The organism is Brevibacillus brevis (assembly GCF_031583145.1).
GTDB lineage: Bacteria > Bacillota > Bacilli > Brevibacillales > Brevibacillaceae > Brevibacillus > Brevibacillus brevis_E.
In genome coordinates this window covers 4,663,121-4,682,069 of sequence record NZ_CP134050.1, presented here as the reverse complement: position 1 = coordinate 4,682,069, position 18,949 = coordinate 4,663,121, and the positions used below count along the sequence as shown (strand labels likewise).

Here is an 18,949-nt window from a genome sequence, read left to right as displayed (position 1 = left end):
AGAGGCCTCCGCTCACTGATTTGGTGGGCGGGGGCCTCTTTTTGTACATGGGACAGAAGCGGATAAGCCCGATTTGGAGGGATTTACAGCGCTTGGGGGATGTGGGTACATAACGTAAAGGCAAGAGGTGAGTTTACATGGCCTACCCTGCAGACAACCAGTTCATCCCCTTTTCTCTTGGCGGAGTACCGTTCGGCGATGTGCCCAACGATGAGTCTCCGGGAAGTGCGGACATCGTCGGCGATGCGACGTTTCCGGCGGTGTTTCTGGCCTACGACGGCACTACCCTGTACTTTCGGATGCGCGTCAACGAAGACCCCCGGAATTCCCAAAAGACAGGGTTTCAGAACTTTGCCTGGGGATATCTGATCAACACAAACGGTGTAGCAGGAACGTACCAGTGGATGCTCGGCGTACAAGGACTGCGCAACCGGATTGCCTTGATACAGAATACGATAGTCCAAGCCAACTCCTGGAACGACCCAGCCGAAGGGACCGATGGAAACGGTACGCCGAACTGGCAGTCGCCGATTATCAACTTTGATACGGCGCGGGTAAGGCTGACGGGCGACGGTTCCAATTTCGGCGGAACGCCGGATTATTTCATCGACCTGGTGATGCCGGCAGCGGCATTCCTTTCCACTTTGTCGATCAATACATTGACTTCGCTGCGCTTCATCCCGTTTTCTTCTGCGAACGACAACAACTACAACAAGGATTCGCTGCGGGCGAGCGAAGGCTTTGCCTTTACAGCGGCCTTCAGCAATCCCGGTACGGTTGCGGTCAGCGACGTCCGTGCGGGTCTGGCAATCGACAAGCAGCTGACAGGAGGGCCTGGCAACGTCACGACGGGCCAGGTCTCCCAGTGGACAGGAAGCATCGTCGTGTCAAATCCGGGGAAAAGCCAGGCAAACAATGTGGTGGTAAACGATCTGATCGAGCTCGACCAAATCACGGCTATTACCGTGAACAGCGCGAGTACCGGGTCGGTTGTCTACAATCCGCTGACAAAGGTCCTCAGCTGGACACTCGGCAATGTGGCGGCAGGTGCGACAGCAACGCTAGCGTTTACCGTGAGCGGCATCTACACCAATTCTTCCGGAGGGACTCGAAGCCTCGACACGGCTATGGTCTCCGGATTGGACAGCTTTTCGGGAGGAAAGATCGCGCCGGTCCAAGACCAGATTTTCCTGAACGTCATTGCGTCAGGAAGTATCGCGGGGGTCGTCCTCGATCAAGCGACGAATTTTCCGCTGGCCGGTGCCACGGCGGAGCTGTTCGACAGCAGTCTCGCTCTTGTGGGAACGACCACCTCCAATGCCGATGGGGCCTATTCCTTTGCGGGGCTGACTCCGGCTACCTACTCCTTGGCGGTGTCGCTTCCCACCTATGACCAAAAGATTCAAATCGCGACGGTGTCTTTGGGCCAAACCACCCATGCGACCGTCCTGCTGTCTCCGACCCCGGGGAGTATAGCGGGAACGGTGACAATTCAGGGAGCGGCCCCTATCGCGGGTGCATTAGTCAAGCTGGTTAACGGCGCGGGTGTCACGGTCTCGCAGGTGGCGACCGGGGCTTCCGGGACGTACCAGTTCGCTGGCATAGCGCCCGGAGCCTATACGGTAACGGTCAGTGCGGATGCGTGCCAATCGAATTCTGCTGCAGTCAATGTCGGCAAAGCCCAATCAACGACGCACGATGTCGTGCTGCAGCCGTTGCCTGCCCAACTGTCCGGAGCCGTGACCGGACCCGGCAACGTCCCGGTCGTTGGCGCACTTGTAGAAGTCCTCAGCCAATCGGGAATGCCGGTGACGGAAGCTGCGACGGATGGCACAGGGGCCTACCTGTTGAACAAGCTGACGGCGGGGGTGTATCAAGTGCGGGCAAGCGCCGCTGGGTTCTCCGCTCAGTACGCAGGCGTCTCACTGGTCCCTGGGGATGCGAAAATTCTTTCGTTTCGCTTGTCTGCTCTCCCAGGGACGGTCAGCGGAACCGTCACGGACGGGGAGACATCTGCGGATCTGGCATTCGCCAGCGTCAAGGTTGTAACGACCGGTGGTGTAATAGTAGGCAGTACCTTGACGGACATCAATGGGGAGTACACCCTTTCCTCTATTCCCCCAGGTTCTTATGCGCTAGTAGTTGTTGCACAAGGATACGCCAGTAAAACGGTAGGAATCCAGGTATCTGCGGGAGGCACGACTCAGGCTGACCTGGCGCTGGAATTTTTGGCAGGAGTTTTGAGCGGAACGATGACGGACACCGCGATGAATCCGATCGCGAATGGGACGGTGACGGTTTCCAAGGGGGCGGTTCCGATTGCCCATGCCTTGACGGATGCAGCGGGCGGCTTTTCTTTTCCCCATCTTGCACCGGATTCCTACTTGGTAACGGCCAACGCTGATACGTTTGCTACCGTGACTCTGGGGGCTACCATCTATCCGATGCAGATGACGATTTTGAGCATGGTCCTTCTTTCTACGGCGGGGGCGTTGGCGGGGCAGGTCGTAGACAGCTCCGGCCAGCCCATCCAGGGAGCGCTTGTGACTGTCCGGGAAAATGTGCCCGGAGGTCCAGTCGCGGCGAGTGTGCTGACGGACGGCAACGGGCAATACGGAGTGCCGGGGTTGCTGCCGCAATCGTATGCGGTCATGGTTTCTGCCGCCGATAAAGCGACCTACGTGACAGCAGCCGTGATCCAATCCGGAGCAACGACGACATTGAATGCCCAGCTGGCCGATTTGCCCGGATCCATTTTCGGCACGATCCTCGATGCAACGAACGGTCTGCCGATCACAGGGGCGAATGTGGAGGTGAGTGTCCTCAACAGCGCTGGAGCGGTAGTTGCGTCCACATACAGCGATCTGTCGGGCAACTACGTCATTTCCGGGCTTTCGCCTGGCAGCTATACCGTGTCGGTAAGCGCTGCGGATTACCGAAGCGGCAGCGCAACGGCAGCTGTTTCGGCAAATGCGGCCACGACCGTTTCCCTATCCTTGTTCCCCAGTCCCGGCGAGATTCAAGGGCGTATCTTGGCACAAGGAACATCGGCGCCAATTGCGGGGGCGCAAGTGAATGTTCTGGACGCCAACGGCTCGCTTGTAGACACCGCCAGGACGGACAGCCAAGGGAATTTTCAGATGTCCGGGCTGGGAGCCGGCCATTACACGGTCATCGGTTCTGCCGGCGGCTACCAGTCCAATCGCACGGGCGCCAACGTTTTGGCCGATACGACCACCTCGGTAGAGAGCTTGCTTGCCATGGAGTTCGGGACGATCAAGGGTGTGATCGCTCCTGCGGTTCCGGGTACCGTCGTGCGAATTTTCGATATCCAAAATATCCTCATCGCTTCTCAATTGACCGGGGAGGACGGGACGTTTTCGCTTGCGGGAGTAGCACCCGAAACTTATGTAGTGACGGCTGCTGCGGCCGGTTATTCTGTCCAGTCGGTGGGTACGGTCGTCTCCGCCGGCGGAACGTCTTACGTGTCGCTGAGCATGACCCCCGACCCTGCTATGATCGCGGGGACGGTACGAGACACCGGACTTACGCCAATCAGCAATGCGATCATCCGCGTATTGGACGCAGGCGAAACGACATTGGGGTTTGGCTATACAGATGCATCTGGTGCGTATACGATCGGCAATCTCCCTGCGGGGACCTTTACCGTGACGGCGACGGCGCCAGGGTTTTCAAATGGAATGGTCGGGGTGACCCTCGCACCGGGGGAAAGCGAGACGGGCCTTGGCTTCGTCCTCACAGCCAATCCGGGGGGAATCAGCGGTCAAATTGCAGATGCCTCCGCCCCGGGTACCCCGCTCGTCGGCGCGTCCATCCTCGTTCGCTCTGTCAGCGCCGGAAATGTTGCAGCCTCGACCCATACAGATATGTTTGGCAATTTCGTGATCAATCATCTTGTGCCAGGAGCCTATACGGTGGCAGCTAGCGCCCCCGGTTATGCGGCAAGAACGATTGGCGTCAATGTGGTTAGCGGAGATACGACAGACGCAAGCAGCGTTCTGTTTCCCCTGCCCGGAGCTGTCGCGGGTGTCATCGTAAACGGACAGGGGACTCCTGTCACCGGGAGCAATCTAAACGTCAAGCTGCTGGATAATGCCCAAGTAGTCCTGCAAAGCCTGCTGGCAAGCGCAGATGGCACGTTTTCCTTCGGCAATGTAGCTCCCGGAACGTATACGGTACTGGGAAACGCCCCCGGGTACGGAGCCGGGAGCGTCGGAGTGACAGTAACGGCGAATGCCGTCGCCAGCGCTACGGTCGTCCTGAAGGATCTTCCTGCTGTCCTGTCCGGACTCGTGATGAATCAGGCAACGGGTATGGGGATCCCCGGCAGCAAAGTGCTTGTGACTGATGTGCGGGGCTTGCTGATTACCCAAGTGCTTACGGACGGTCTAGGGACATTCCAAATCGAGAATCTGCCTCCCCAAGTGATCAATGTCACGGTCTCTGCTCCCTATTTTTCGTCTGCCTCCCAGTCGGTGCTCCTGCAAGCGGGGCAAACGTCCAACTTCCAGCAAACATTGACAGCAGATCCGGGCAGCCTGTCCGGCACCGTTACCGACCAAAATACAGGCTTGCCCATCCCAGGTGCTACCGTGATTGTGTACGACAGCACACGAGCGCCGGTCGTCTCGGTAGTGACGGATCCGTACGGGAATTATTCGGTGAGCCATCTGGCCCCTGGCGTGTACACGGTGAATACGAGTGCAGCAGGATTCGGGAGCGATGCAGCGGGTGCCGAAATACAGGCAGGGAGCTCTTCTGTCCTAAGCTTTGCCCTGGTCGGATTGCCGGGGAGCATTGCCGGCACGGTACGGGATGAAAGCTCTGGACTGCCAATCCCGGGAGCGGTCATAACGGTCAGGCAAGGAAGCCCTTCGGGTACGATCATGACGATTCTCGTGGCGAATGATCAAGGCAGCTATTCAACCGGCGGTCTGAGTGCGGGAAGCTACACGCTGATCGCCACTGCCGCTGAGTATGCGGCCGAGGCTTCCACGACGCTGGTTGGTCAGGGAGCTGCGACCGTGCTGGATTTCTCTCTGCCGCCTTTGCCGTCCGGCGTTTCGGGCGAGGTCAGTGACGCATGGGTCAGCACTCCCTTGCCAAACTCGCTGGTCCGTCTTCTCGACGACAACAGCACCATTCTTTTTTCTTCCCAGACGGATGCACAGGGCAGGTACATGATCGACGGATTTCAGGCTGGGAATTACACCTTGCTTGTCCGCCAAGCAGATTACCAACGCCAGAACGTCTCTTTTGCGGTGGAGGCGGGGGCGACCGCGATGGTAGATGTCCAGCTGATCCCCGACCCGGGAACACTCCGGGGGACAGTCTTGGATGCGTTTGACGGAACACCGCTGGTAGGAGTCGACGTGATTGTCTACTTTCCGTCCACCAACAATTTGCTGGCGCGGACCATCACGGACGGACTGGGGCATTTTGTGATCGAAGGATTGGCTCCGCTGACCTACACGCTGTCGATCAGCACGGACCGTTACGCGACGCAAGTAGTGGGAGCGACGATCTTTTCGGTTACCACCACGGTCATCGCAGTGGGCCTTCCACCCAACCCGGCTACGGTCACGGGACGCGTGCAAACTGACGCAGGGACTTCCATCCCCAATGCGTCCGTGCAGGTAAAAGATTCGCACGGGACACTGTTCGGGAGCGCAGTCACCGACGATCTCGGCAACTATTCGATAGGCAATCTCCCGCCGGGCACCTACATCGTCCGTGCGATGGAAAGCGGCTTCGCTGCAGCCATGCAGACCGTGACCGTCGGGGCAGGACAGACGGTCGCGGGACTCACGCTGACGATGGCTGCGCTGCCGGGAAGCCTGGCCGGATCGGTCATCGATCAGGTGACCGGACTTTCCATCTCGGGAGCTGCGGTAGCCATTCAGCTCTATGCCAACGGTCAATTCGTCTCCAATACGGTTACGAATAACGAAGGGCAATTCCTTGTCGCCGGTCTGCCGGAAGGAATGTACAACGTCATCGCCAGCGCGGATGGTTACGGGACCACCTACCGTACGGTTTCCGTACTCGGCGGCCAGACTGCTACTAAAACGGTAGGGATGCTGCCGCTGGCTGGGGACATCTCGGGGAGCGTGCTGCTTCCTGACGGGGCCCAGGCGCAAGGCAACAACATTCAGCTCGCCTTGTTCGATGCAAACCGTGTGCGCCTGCAGAACATCCTGGCGCAGCCGGACGGCACGTTCCGTTTTGTCAACGTAGCTCCAGGTACGTACACGGTCCAAGGGATGATACCCGGGATCGGGATGGGAAGCGCCCAAGCCGTCGTGCTGGCCGATCAGACGACGTTTATCACCATTCGCCTGTCTGCGACGGGGAGCATCACAGGAGCCGTTCGCTCGTCGGCCACAGGATTGCCCATTGCGGGAGCGGTCGTGCGTGTGCAAGCAAGACAGTCGCCGGTAGGGATCGTGGCGACCGTGCAAACGGACGGCCAGGGGCGGTATATCGTCCCCGATCTTGCCCCAGGCAGCTATCTGGTCGTCGTCAGTGCCCCCGGCTATGCAGCAGAAGCTGCTGTGGCAACTGTCGAGACAGGAGCGACTACCGTGCTGGATTTTCTTTTGCGGGTTCAGCTTGCTGTTGGCTACGTACGAGTAAGATCCTGTTAGGGAAACAACCGGAAGAGTACAAAATGGAGAAAAACTCCACTACCAATAAAATATGTGGTGGATTACTCCTTTTTGTGTATAATGGCTGTAGGAAAACTACAGCCTTTTTGATATGGGAGGGAAAACGGATGGCCGGACGACAGGAGGAAGGATTGGACGCTTTGTCCGGAGCGGGCGTAAAAACGAATACCCTGCTGGAAATTCAAAGCTTGCTGCCTTCCTTTACCAAGTCGGAGCAAAAAGTGGCGCAGATCGTGCTCGCCCAGACGGAAAGCGTCATTTACTCCTCCGTCATCGACTTGGCGGAAAAGGCGGAGGTAGGCGAGACGACGGTTCTGCGCTTCTGCCGGAAGATCGGATTTCGCGGTTATCAGGAGTTCAAGCTCGCGCTGGCGCAAGAGCTGGTGAATCCGGTGAAAAACCTGCACGGAGAAGTCGGCGAAGACGATTCGCTTGGAATCATCGCGCAGAAGGTGACGGCGACAAATCGCCAAGCCATCGAAGATACAAATGCACTGTTCGAGATGGACACGCTGGAGCGCTGTATCGAGCTATTGCGGACTGCCGGAACGATTCACTTTTACGGCGTGGGCACTTCGGCGGTGACGGCACAGGATGCCAAGTACACCTGCCTGCGCATCGGGCTGCGGGTCGATGCGTTCACCGAGTCTCACCTGCAGGCGATGGCGGCGGCGACGCTCGGCCCCGGAGATGTGGCAGTAGGATTGTCCGTCTCGGGCAGCACGAAAGATACGATCGACTCGTTGAAAGTGGCGAAAGAGGCGGGGGCTACCGCTATTTGCGTGACGCATTACCGCCGCTCGCCGATCACCAACGTGGCGGACATCACCTTGCTGACGGCGGCGCAGGAAGGGCCTCTGCAAGGCGGGTCGCTGGCAGCCAAAATGGCGCAATTGCACGTACTCGATGTCATTTTCACGGCCATCGCGATGCGCAACAAAGAAAAAGCGTTGATGTACAAGGAACGGACGGCCAAAGCTGTCCTGGAGCGAAAATATTAACAGGAGTGAAACGTTGGATGAAGCTTGTGATCGCAAAAGACTACGACGAGATGAGCAAGCAGGCAGCACGGCTGCTCGCGGATGAGGTCACCCGCAATCCGGAGACGGTACTGGGGCTGGCGACAGGTGGGACCCCGGTCGGCATGTATCGGGAGCTGGTCGAGCTCTGCAGGACGGAAGGGATCGATTTTTCGCGCGCGACCAGCTTTAATCTGGATGAGTATGTCGGCTTGCCTGGCCATCATCCGCAAAGCTACCGGACGTACATGGAGCAAAACCTGTTCTCCCACATCAATCTCCCGGCAGACCAAACCAACATACCGCGGGGGGATGCAGCCGATCTCGCAGCCGAATGTCAGCGGTACGAGCAAGCCATCGCCGCGGCAGGCGGTATCGACATCCAGGTGCTGGGCATCGGCAACAACGGTCATATCGGCTTCAACGAGCCGGGATCCGGGCAAGAGACGACGACCCGTGTGGTTCAGCTCACAGAGAGCACCATTCAGGCGAACGCCCGCTTTTTCGATACAATCGATGAAGTGCCGACCCAGGCCGTTTCCATGGGGATTCGCACCATTCTCGGCGCGAAAAAAATCGTACTGCTGGCAAGCGGCGAGGCCAAAGCGGAGGCAGTGCGCCGCATGATCGAGGGAGAAATGACGGCGGATGTGCCGGCGTCGCTTTTGCAGCAGCATCCCGACGTCACCGTGATCGTGGACGAGGAAGCAGCGTCGAGGCTGTCGGCGAAAACGCGAGCTTAGCCATGCGAAAAGGGAAAGAACGCTTGTTCACCAATCTGTTCCGAATATCAGTCAGCTCCTTATGCTATACTGGGAATGTTGCCAAGGGGATAACCAGATTTTTCAAAGGAGCTGATTTCAGGTGAGCGCAAACGAAGCGTTGCTTACATTGGAAGGTTGGTATACGTACCACAATTTCCGCACCATCAACTGGGAAAAATGGAGAGCGGCATCCGAGCAGGAGCGCCAGGCGGCGTTGGACGAGCTGAACGCCCTGATTCGCACGTGGGAAGCGAATGAAGCGGAGAAGCAAGGCAGCACAGCCATCTATTCCATTCTGGGCCACAAGGCCGACCTGGTGTTCATGTTCCTGCGCCCGACCATGCAGGAGCTCGATGAGATCAAGACGGCGTTCAACAAGACTCGCTTTGCTACATATACACAAGCTCCGTACTCCTACGTGTCTGTCGTAGAGCTGAGCAATTACGTAAACAATCCGGGCGAAGATCCGAAGGCCAACCCGCACGTGCGTGAACGCCTGTATCCGATCCTGCCGAAGTGGGAGCACATCTGCTTCTACCCGATGAACAAAAAACGCGAGCTGCAGGACAACTGGTACATGCTGACGATGCAGGAGCGCCAGGAAATGATGCGCTCCCACGGCATGATCGGCCGCAAGTACGCCGGCAAGGTCAAACAAATCATCGGCGGCTCCGTCGGCTTCGACGATTGGGAGTGGGGCGTCACCCTGTTTGCCAACGATCCGCTGGAATTCAAGCACATCGTGTATGAAATGCGCTTTGACGAAGTGAGCGCCCGCTTCGGCGAGTTCGGCAATTTCCTGGTGGGAAATGTGCTGAATGTCGAGTCGCTCGGAAAAATGCTCGAAGTATAACGAAAGAAACGAGAAGGTCTGCCCGCAGCCAACTGTTGCGGGCAGATCTTTTTTGTTTTTTCCAAATTAATGGTAAAATGGGGAATGTATACAAAGTTTGGAAAAGGAGATGTTTTTGTGAGGAAAGAAACCCCCGCGTGGAAAATGGCTGCGGGAATGTCGCTTGCGCTTGTTTTGACGCCGACGCTCGGGATTCCGTTGCCTGCTGCACCCCCTGTTGCATACGCCGCCGAGTCGGCTTCTCCTCATGTCACGAAGGAGCAAGCGATCGGGCTCGCCCAAAAGTGGATCGCGATTCCGCAAGACTACAAGCAAGAAGACGCTATGTTTCTCGACGCGGAGCGTGAGCGCTTCTTCGGCCAGTCCAGCTGGCAGATCACGTGGCAGGATAAAAAGGACGAGAGCGGGATCTATGTCCGAATCGATGCAGCAACCGGAGAATTGCTCCAATATTCGCGTTACGATTCTTCGGCCAAGGCCACATCGCCGTCCGCATCGATCAGCCAGGAGAAGGCGCTGGAAGTGGCGACGGATTTTTTGCAGCGGGTCACCAGCGCGGACGAACGAAAAGAGCTGGCCAAGCCCAATCAATACGGCCCTCTACGATTCTATTCTACCGATATTTCGGAGCATGCGTTTACGTTTACGAGAGTAGAAAACGGGCTGCCGTTTCTGGAAAACGGTTTTCAAGTAGTCGTCGACCGCTCGGGAGAAGTTAGCTCGTTCACCCGGGAGTGGACCAAAGGCGAACTGCCTGAGCCCACAAGCGTGTTGCCTGTGGAACAGGCGGAAAAGCTGCTGGCGGAAAAAGCGGGTCCCTCCCTCCTCTACAAGGAGCTGTCCAGCATGACCGGAGCCTATGATCAGGACAGCGGAAAGTACAAGCTGGTCTACGAATACAGCCCAAGGGATCCCCAGTTCGTGGACGCCGTTTCAGGCGCTGTTGTCAACGCTCTGGGCCAACTTGCGGAAAGCAAGGGCGTGCAGCCGCTGGGTACGACGGTCTCCCCGCAGGACGACAGCCGGACGCGGGTGACCAAAGAGCAGGCCCAGCAAATCGCCGAACAGCTGATCAAAAAACTGCCCGGCGAATACCGTTCGGAAGGCAGCCGGGGCGGAGGAGGCAGGTCGGGCCCTGGCGGGATCGAGGTTCGCAACTGGAAGTTTGATTTTACGCCTCTTCATACCAAAGGCAAGCCAGGAGATACGGTGCAGGTGCGGATCGACGATCGCGGGCAACTGGACGAGTTCAGCACCAGCGAGCGGGCTCGGTTCCGGGAGGACGGCGCAAAAATCGAGAAAGCCGTGTCCTGGAAGGAGGCAGAGGCAAGCGCAGCAGCTCTGGTGAAGAATCTTTTATCGGACCGTCTGGGTGAAATCTACTTGCTGGATCAACAGCCTTCGGATGAGGATCTGCAGAATCAATTGGAGCGCGGCAGGGCATACGAGATTCGGTTTGGATGGATAAAGGACGGCGTGCCGATCGAAGACGCGGAGTTTTTCGTGCAGGTCAATCCGCAGTCGGGAGAGGCGGAGCTGTTGGAAGTGCGTCCGGAAGACCGGACGTATCTCGCCGGGGACAAGCGGAAAGCGATCGACGCTTCGGCCGCCAAGAAAGCCGAGCGACAGCAGAAATCAGTGATGCTGACGTACTACACGCCGCAACAGCGCCACGTACAGATGCCCGCAGCTAACCAAAAGGTCATGCTGGTGTATCGCTATGTTGGCGACCAAGGAGTCGTGGATGGGCTGACCGGCGAATGGATCAGCTTCAAGCAGGAGCAAAAAAAGCAGCGGCCCGGCGATATTGCCGACCACCCGCAGCAGGAAGCTCTGGAGTTCGCCCAGCGCATGGGCTTGCTGACGGCGGAAGGAGGCAGCCTCGAGCCTGACAAGCAGGTGACACGAGGCGAACTGGCGCAGATGCTGGCCCGGATGACCAACCGTATCGAGTTTCATTCCTCTCACGTCTCCAGCTCGGATGACGAGGGAGAAAATCCCTTCCCGTTTGCGGATGTCGATGACAAGCATCCGCAGTTCGCCGCCATCTACAAGGCGGTCCAGTATGGACTGATCCCCAAGGAAGGATCGCGCTTTGAACCGGACAAGGCCGTCACGCGCGCGCAGGCGGCAGACATGTTCGCCAGACTGCTCGGTTACGGGGATCTGCTGGATAAGCCGGGGATTTTCGTATCGCCCTATTCCGATGTCGCGAAAAAGGATACCCCGGCCGTCACGATTCTCCATTCCCTCGGGCTTTTGCCCGGTGAGCAAAGCCAATCGTTCCATCCGAACGATCCAGTGACCAGGGCGGAAGCCGCTCAGTTGATGAAAGCGGTGCTGGAGCACAGGCAATCGAAAAAATAGAGGAGGCAGTATGAAGGAGAGCTGCCAGACGCAAAGCTGGTCATTCCGGAAAAAACGGCACGTGAAACGCTGGAAAAAGGCATGGAGCCCTCCCTCTCCTATCTGGGGAAGGACGACGGGAAAGGGAATCGGGAATACAGGCTGGTGTATCTTTACGCCGAAACCGATCCGCAATTTGTCGACGCGATTTCAGGGAAACAACCCGCTCGAACTGGTCTACTATCAGCCGCCCGGTACTGACGAAAAGACGTTGGGGGATTTTCCGCCAAGACTCATATACCGTCTCGGGGACTACGGGGTGGTCGACGCCCACACCGGCGAATGGGTGAAATTCGACTAGCGTTGAAAGGCGGTACCTTTTCCGTCCATGACCTGATTTCTCTCAAACGAAAAAGGTGAACGGGGGCAGGCCCGAGAAGTAAAAGGAGAGGCAATCCCAAAGTTTCGCACGTGAAAAGGAGCTACCGTCATGTCCACTCCCATCAAACCGAATGCGTTTATCGGCTCTTCGAGAGAAGCCATGGACCTGGCAAGCGCCATCCACGCTCAAGTCAGCCGCTTTGTCCAAGTCACCCCTTGGTACGCAGGAGTATTTGATCCGAACGAATATACGATGGAAGCATTGGAGCGGCAGCTTGACCTTCACGACTTTGGCATCTTCGTCTTTGCACCCGATGATGTCGCTCTGCATAGAGGAAAGTATGTGTTCATCACACGCGACAACACGCAGTTCGAGATGGGGCTTTTCTGGGGAAAGCTGCGGCGCCAGCGCGTGTTTGCCGTGATTCCTCGCGAGGTGAGAGAACGGGATGATCTGATCCCCGACCACACCGTTTCGGATTATCACCTGCTATCGGACCTTCACGGCTTGACGCTCCTGACCTACGAGCACAGGTCCGACCAAAACGCCGAGGCGGCGGTAGCGGTGGCATGCCGGCAAATCGCCCGGAAGGTTCAGGAGCTGGGCTGCTTTCAGGATCCGCGAAAGCTCTTGGAGCAAAAGGAGCTGGAGCTTTTGCAGAAACAAAGTATCCTGCATTTCTTTTGGGAATATAATCGCAATGTCACGGTGACGAATGCGCAGGAGAAGTACAGTGCCTTGAGCGAAGCCGTGCGAAACTCGATCATCCCTCCGGAGCGTTATCGCGTGACGGGCGCTGCCTTTTGGCAAAAGCGGGGGAACGACGGGATCGGGCAAGTGGGAGGCAATATAGGGAGAGGCCGCTTTTTTCCGTTCCAGCCGGCCTCGCCGAAAGCGGAGGAACAACAGAAGATTTACGTCCTGGACGTGTTTCTCAGCGGAAAATGGACATTTTTTAAACGGCAGGAACTTGCTCACGTATATGTGCTATGCTATCCTTTAGGGTACAATCACGTACTCTCCGTGCACTTTTCGGGACAGCAGCCGCTGGAAAACGCCGACTTGACCAGGATTGTGGAGGAAAATATCGACTTGCTTCGAACCATAAACTATCTCATTGGAGGGGATTCCGTATGACTCGCAAAAGCAGAATGATGGGGCGTTATGGAACCGCTGCCGGTGTATACAAGGTCAGCCGACAAGTCCGAAAAGCTGCTGGAGAATCGGAGAGCAGCCTGGCGGCTATTGCAGGGAGCAGATCGCCGGGGGCGGAATTGTTCGTGGGCCCTTCCGTCGAAGGGACCGACAAAGAGTACTGGAAAGTGCTGAGCGGTGACGTCGACGGTGGAAAGCCGTCATTCGCGTAAGGCAGAAAATCGAGCCATCGACATCCCCTTCTGGAAGGGCAGCAAAGCATGCCGCCGTTTTGAAAGGGGATTTTCTTTTGTCAAGAATCTCCATTTGGGTTACGATGTTCCAGGGAGGTGTTCGTTTGAAAAGCATAAAACCAGGTCGCGGCCCTTCGGCGATGAGTGCGGCGGGAAGTGTGGCCGCCATTGTGTTCGGCATTTTCTGGACCTTCATCGCGTTTTCCATCACGCGCGAGGCTCCGTTTCCGATCGGCTTCCTATTCCCGGCTTTCGGGATTCTCTTCGTCGGCATGGGAATCTTTCAGGCTATCTACCATTTGAAAAACGCGACGTCCAAGCAGCGGATGTCCCTGTACGACATTACCGATTCGCGGGAGGAAGCAGATCCGCTGAACCTGCGATTCGGGGAAGCGGCGGCCGCCCGCACGGAAGAGGAGAGACAGGGTGCCAAGGCGTTTTGCCCGTATTGCGGGGAAGCGCTCAAAGAGGACTACCAGTACTGCCCGGCGTGCGGAAAAAAGCTGTGATCGCTCGACCAAGCGGATGCCCGATGAAGCGGCATCCGCTTTCTTTCTTGTAACAAAGTCTTAACTTTGGTTCCTTGGCGCTTTTTGGTACATTGGTAAAGGTAATGAAACAGGAACCTATTTTTTTCAACGTGGAGGAGAGCAGGATTGAGGTTTCTTTCGTTAAAAATCGGCTATCGCACGCTCAAGACGGCTATCGGAACAGCCATAGCCATCTTGCTCGCCCAGCAATTTGATCTGATGTTTCCGGCTTCCGCAGGGATCATCACCATCCTGTGCATCCAAGTCACGGTAAAGAAGTCGTTTCGCACTGCCGGCAACCGCATCCTGGCCAGCCTGCTGGGACTCGGCATCGGGATGGCGCTGTTTTCTCTTTTAGGCTATTCTCCGCTCGCTATCATGCTGGCGATTCTCGTTTTTATGCCGCTGGCGGTACGCTTTGGCATTCAGGAAGGCTTTATCACGAGCATGGTCGTCATGATGCACCTGTACTCGTCGCAAAGAATGGATCTGCCGCTGGTCTTGAACGAGCTGGCGCTGCTCGTGGTCGGGGTAGGGGTGGCGCTGGTCGTCAATCTGTACATGCCCAGCCTGGACAAGGAGCTCAAATCCATGCAGGAGCAGGTCGAAAAGCAATTCAGCAAGATATTGCGGGAGTTGTCCTATTATTTGCGGCACGGCGAGAGCGACTGGGAAGGGCGGGAAATGATCGAGACGCCCGGGCTGCTCGGCAAGGCCATCGAGCTGGCGTCGCGCTCCGTCGACAACCGCCTGGGAAAACGGGAGGAAGACTCCTACTACCAATACTTCGTGATGCGGGAAAAACAATTTGAACTGCTGGAGCGGATGATGCCGATCATCTCCACGCTCGATATACAGGTCCCACAAGGCCACCAGATCGCCGACTTTTTGGAAAAGCTCGCAGACTCGGTGCATCCCGGGAACACCGCCTACCGCTTCCTGGATCAGCTGCGCGTCATGCGCCATGAGATCAGGGACACGGGCCTGCCGACTTCGCGGGAGGAGTTCGAGACGCGGGCTTCGCTGTTCGTTTTGCTTCGCGAGATCGAGCGCTACCTGTTTATCAAGCACGAACTGGGCAAAAACGAGGGCGAGCATCCCCAAAAACAATCGGCTTCGGCGAAATAGACAAACCAGAACGACTGTCCATCGGGCAGTCGTTTTTTGTACAGATAGGAATTGATAACATTCCTATCCAGTATAAGGGCAACATAGCGAGACTTCGAACACAGTGAGATAGCAAGACTTGTGCCCTTTGGGTACCGCGGCTATACCTAAAGGCATGGCGTAGCCAGGTTTTCCAAGTGCGGCGGACCAACAGACACGCGTCGCTTCCACGGTTTATCCAAAATGATGCAGAATACCCAATTCAGATGAGAGCAAATAGTTTGACTATTGTCGAGTGGGCAGGTATAATTTGGATAACTTTGTTAGTAAACTTAACTAACTGACAGGGTGGTGAATGACGAGGCGTGCGTGTTCCTAGAAAAACAGGCAACGGCAAGCGGGTAAAAAACCTGAACAAGGAAGAGGTACTGCAGCAGGTGATCCAGCACGGGCAAATATCCCGCGCCGACATCGCCAAACAGACGCAGCTCAGCCGCCCGTGTGTTTCCGCGCTGGTCGACGAGATGATCCAGGAAGGGCTGCTGTGCGAGGTAGGCATGGGAGACTCCAAAGGCGGGCGAAAGCCGATCTTGCTGGAGTACAACTATCAGGCGTACGCCATAGCCGGAGCAGTCTTTGACGGCTCGACGCTGGAGATGGCGGTCGCGGACCTGAGAGGCGAGTTTTTGGCTCGCTGCAGCAAGCGTTTGGCGCAGCCGGAATGCGGGGAAACCGTCATCGAGGACTTGGCTGCGGGCCTGGACCGGCTCCTCGCCGAGAGCGGCATATCCCGCGACAGGCTGCTTGGCATCGGGGTTGGCCTCCAAGGGGTCACGCAGCGCAACAGCGGGACGGTCAGTTTTTCCCCGAGCACGGGATGGATGGGGTCGCCGATTCAGCAGACCATCGAAGCACGCCTGGGAGTGCCCGTCATCATCGACAACGACGTGAATATGATGACACTGGGCGAGTACGTCCGCGGTGTGGGCGTCGGACATTCGCACGTCGTCTACATGTACGTAGGGACCGGGATCGGCTCGGGCATCATCCTGGACGGACAGTTTTACCGGGGGAGCAGAGAGGCGGCCGGAGAAATCGGCTTCATGATGATCGGACCCGTACATAATCGCACGAGAAAGGCGTCCGGGGTATTCGAGACACACTATTCCGCCCCTGGAATCAAGGAGCAGGCCAAGGGATTTCTCTCCGACCTTCAGGAAGGGTCGAGTGTCATACAGGAGCTCATCCGCCATGCCCGGCAGCAAAACGCCGAGCGCAGATGCTGCTGGAAAACGTGTACCGTCATTGGGCGTACGGGATGGCCAACATCGTCAGCGTATTGAACCCGGAGCTTTTGATCCTGAGCGGGGAGATGGTCCATGTCGACGAAGAAGGGGTGAAGCGGATTCACGAATGGCTGAGCGAGTGGGTGCCGGAAGTGCCTAGCCTCGAAAAGGCGAGCCTTGGCGAGCAGGCGGGGCTGATCGGTGCCGTGCACAGCGTCCTGGAAGCGTTTCCGTCCACGAGACTGCTGGAAAAAGTGTGAGAAGAAAAGAGGGGGAGTCAATTTTGAAAAAGACCAACAGCAAGCTGAAAAAATGGATGCAGGGCGTATTCGCGGGTTCCTTGGCCCTGACGGTAGCTGCATGCTCGGGAGGAGGCCAGGAAGCGAAGCCGGCAGATCAAGGCAATGGCGGCGGACAAGGGTCAAGCCAGCCGGCATCGACACCGGCCCCATCCGGAGAAAAGCAAAAGCTCGTGATTTACACTGCGCGCGATAAAAACATCTTCGAGGTCGTGCTGCCGAAGTTCAACGAAAAGTATCCGAATATCGAGGTGGAAACGCTGGAGATGGGCGCACAGCAAATCCTGGAGCGCGTCCGCGCGGAAAAGGCCAACCCGCAGGCGGATTTCTGGTGGGGCGGTACGCAGTCTGCGCTGAGCACAGCAGCGGACGAAGGGCTTCTGGAGCCGTACAAACCGACGTTTGCCGACAAGGTGCCGGATCTGTACAAGGACGCGCAGGATCGCTGGTACGGCGAAATGCTGCTCCCTGAAGTCATCATGTACAACTCGCAGGCGCTCAAAAAAGAAGAAGTGCCGCAAGATTGGGACGAATTGATCGATCCGAAATACAAGGACAAGATCGTCATTCGCAACGTCCTGCCTTCCGGAACGATGCGGACCATTTACTCGGCTATGATTTACCGCCAAGGCGCGGATACCCCGGAAAAAGGCTACGACTGGCTGACGAAGCTGGACGCCAACACGAAGGAGTACACGCAGGACCCGACCAACCTGTACCTCAAGCTGGACCGTCAGGAAGGCGTGATCTCCCTGTGGAACCTGCAAGACGTTCTCCTGCAGAGCAAAAAGAACAACCACCCGTACGACTTCGTCTATCCGAAGAGCGGAGCGCCGATTCTCGTCGACGGAGTGGCACTCGTAAAAGGCGCGAAAAACCTGGATGCCGCGAAGCAGTTCATGGAGTTCCTCATGAGTCCGGAAATGGCTTCCACGCTGGCGAAGGAACGCTTCCAGTTCCCGGCGCGCACCGACATCAGCAAGGACGACCTGCCTGATTTCATGAAAAACCTGGAGCTCAAGCCGCTGGATCTCGACTGGAGCGTCATGGCTGCGAAGGAAAAGGAATGGATGCAGCATTGGGATGAAAACATCAAGGGCAAAGGAAAGAAGTGACAGGAAAGCTAGACGGGAAGGACTGGTCCTTTCCGTCTAGTCACTTCTGCCTCCTCGCCACGACTCGCCATGAAGGAGGAAACAAAATCGGATGAGCAGCGTAACACTGGACCATGTATATAAGCGTTTCGGCAACGCAAAAGGAGTAGAAGACGTACACATTCACATCGAATCCGGCGAATTTTTCACGTTTCTCGGCCCAAGCGGCTGCGGCAAGACGACGACCTTGCGGATGATCGCGGGCTTTTACTATCCGACGGAAGGCCACATCCGCTTCGGCGATCAGGAGGTCACGTCGGTTCCTCCTCACAAGCGGAATACCGGGATGGTTTTTCAGAACTACGCCTTGTTTCCGCACATGACAGTCTTTGAAAATATCGCCTTCGGGCTGCAGGTCCGCAAAGTATCCAAGTCGGAGACGAAGGAGCGCGTGGAGCGCGTAATGAAGCTGGTCCGTCTGGAAGGGTACGGCGATCGCAGGATCGACCAGCTCTCCGGAGGGCAGCAGCAACGGGTGGCGTTGGCGCGGGCGCTGGTCATCGAGCCGCAGATTCTGCTGTTGGATGAGCCGCTGTCCAACCTGGACGCCAAGCTGCGGGAGGAGACGCGCTTTGAGATCAAACGGCTCCAGCTCGAGCTGGGGATCACGACGATCTACGTGACCCATGATCAGGCGGAAGCCATGTCCATGTCGGACCGGATCATGGTGATGCAAAGCGGCGAGGTCCAGCAGATCGGCACGCCGCACGACATTTACCACCGGCCGGTGAACCGGTTTGTCGCCTCTTTCATCGGCGAGACCAACCTGTGGGAAGGTACCGTAGCCGGTATCGAAGGGGATGAGGTGCAAGTGCGGGCCGCATCCGGACACGTCCTCAGTGGCCTCAGGCAAAACGCTTCGCCGCAGGCAAGGCTGACGGTCGGCGAAAAGGTGACGCTGTCCATCCGGCCGGAATCGATCATGGAAAGCGCGGCAGTCGAAGGAACGAATGTCGTCAGCGGCTCCGTCGTACTGGCAGAGTTCACCGGGGCGTGCGTCAACTACGTGACGAGCATTGGCGACGAGCAGCTGCGCAGCATGTCCATCAACCTGGGCAGGCCCGTCAAGCAGCGCGGCGAAACGATCGCCCTGCACATTCCGAAAGAGAGCATTTACTTTGCTGGATAAAGG

General features: G+C 57.2%; 12 protein-coding genes and 1 pseudogene. All 13 read left to right on the top strand.

Annotation, left to right across the window (positions count from 1 at the left end; genetic code table 11):
• Window positions 1-137: 137 nt before the first annotated feature.
• A complete protein-coding gene (locus RGB73_RS23315; RefSeq protein WP_310765140.1) occupies window positions 138-6,668 on the top strand; it encodes a carboxypeptidase regulatory-like domain-containing protein in 6,531 nt (2,176 codons plus the stop codon).
• A gap of 128 nt (window positions 6,669-6,796) precedes the next feature.
• Window positions 6,797-7,690: a MurR/RpiR family transcriptional regulator gene (locus RGB73_RS23310; protein ID WP_310765139.1), complete on the top strand. Its 894-nt coding sequence runs from the start codon at window positions 6,797-6,799 to the stop codon at window positions 7,688-7,690.
• A 17-nt stretch (window positions 7,691-7,707) separates the two neighbouring features.
• Window positions 7,708-8,451 (top strand): glucosamine-6-phosphate deaminase, encoded by a 744-nt coding sequence (nagB, locus tag RGB73_RS23305; RefSeq protein WP_310765138.1) that lies wholly within the window; start codon window positions 7,708-7,710, stop codon window positions 8,449-8,451.
• A 121-nt stretch (window positions 8,452-8,572) separates the two neighbouring features.
• The gene (gene hemQ, locus RGB73_RS23300) at window positions 8,573-9,325 is read left to right on the top strand and encodes a hydrogen peroxide-dependent heme synthase (RefSeq protein WP_310765137.1); all 753 of its coding nucleotides are present in this window, start codon (window positions 8,573-8,575) and stop codon (window positions 9,323-9,325) included.
• A gap of 117 nt (window positions 9,326-9,442) precedes the next feature.
• Window positions 9,443-11,692: a YcdB/YcdC domain-containing protein gene (locus RGB73_RS23295; RefSeq protein ID WP_310765136.1), complete on the top strand. Its 2,250-nt coding sequence runs from the start codon at window positions 9,443-9,445 to the stop codon at window positions 11,690-11,692.
• A 10-nt stretch (window positions 11,693-11,702) separates the two neighbouring features.
• A complete protein-coding gene (locus RGB73_RS23290) occupies window positions 11,703-12,032 on the top strand; it encodes a hypothetical protein (RefSeq protein WP_310765135.1) in 330 nt (109 codons plus the stop codon).
• A gap of 129 nt (window positions 12,033-12,161) precedes the next feature.
• Complete coding sequence (locus RGB73_RS23285; protein WP_310765134.1) at window positions 12,162-13,190, top strand: TIR domain-containing protein; 1,029 nt, start codon at window positions 12,162-12,164, stop codon at window positions 13,188-13,190.
• Window positions 13,187-13,420: a hypothetical protein gene (locus RGB73_RS23280; RefSeq protein WP_310765133.1), complete on the top strand. Its 234-nt coding sequence runs from the start codon at window positions 13,187-13,189 to the stop codon at window positions 13,418-13,420. The genes RGB73_RS23285 and RGB73_RS23280 overlap by 4 nt, the downstream gene beginning before the upstream one ends.
• A 125-nt stretch (window positions 13,421-13,545) precedes the next feature.
• On the top strand, window positions 13,546-13,950 hold the full coding sequence (locus RGB73_RS23275) for a zinc ribbon domain-containing protein (RefSeq protein ID WP_310765132.1): 405 nt from the start codon (window positions 13,546-13,548) through the stop codon (window positions 13,948-13,950).
• 147 nt (window positions 13,951-14,097) lie between these two features.
• Complete coding sequence (locus tag RGB73_RS23270; protein WP_310765131.1) at window positions 14,098-15,099, top strand: aromatic acid exporter family protein; 1,002 nt, start codon at window positions 14,098-14,100, stop codon at window positions 15,097-15,099.
• A gap of 344 nt (window positions 15,100-15,443) precedes the next feature.
• Window positions 15,444-16,624, top strand: a pseudogene (locus RGB73_RS23265) (ROK family transcriptional regulator).
• Window positions 16,625-16,647: 23 nt separating this feature from the next.
• Window positions 16,648-17,778, top strand: coding sequence for an extracellular solute-binding protein (locus tag RGB73_RS23260; RefSeq protein WP_310765130.1), 1,131 nt, complete (start codon window positions 16,648-16,650; stop codon window positions 17,776-17,778).
• A gap of 91 nt (window positions 17,779-17,869) precedes the next feature.
• Window positions 17,870-18,946 carry an ABC transporter ATP-binding protein gene (locus RGB73_RS23255; protein ID WP_310765128.1) on the top strand — a complete coding sequence of 359 codons (1,077 nt, stop codon included), beginning with the start codon at window positions 17,870-17,872 and terminating at the stop codon, window positions 18,944-18,946.
• Window positions 18,947-18,949 lie beyond the last annotated feature (3 nt).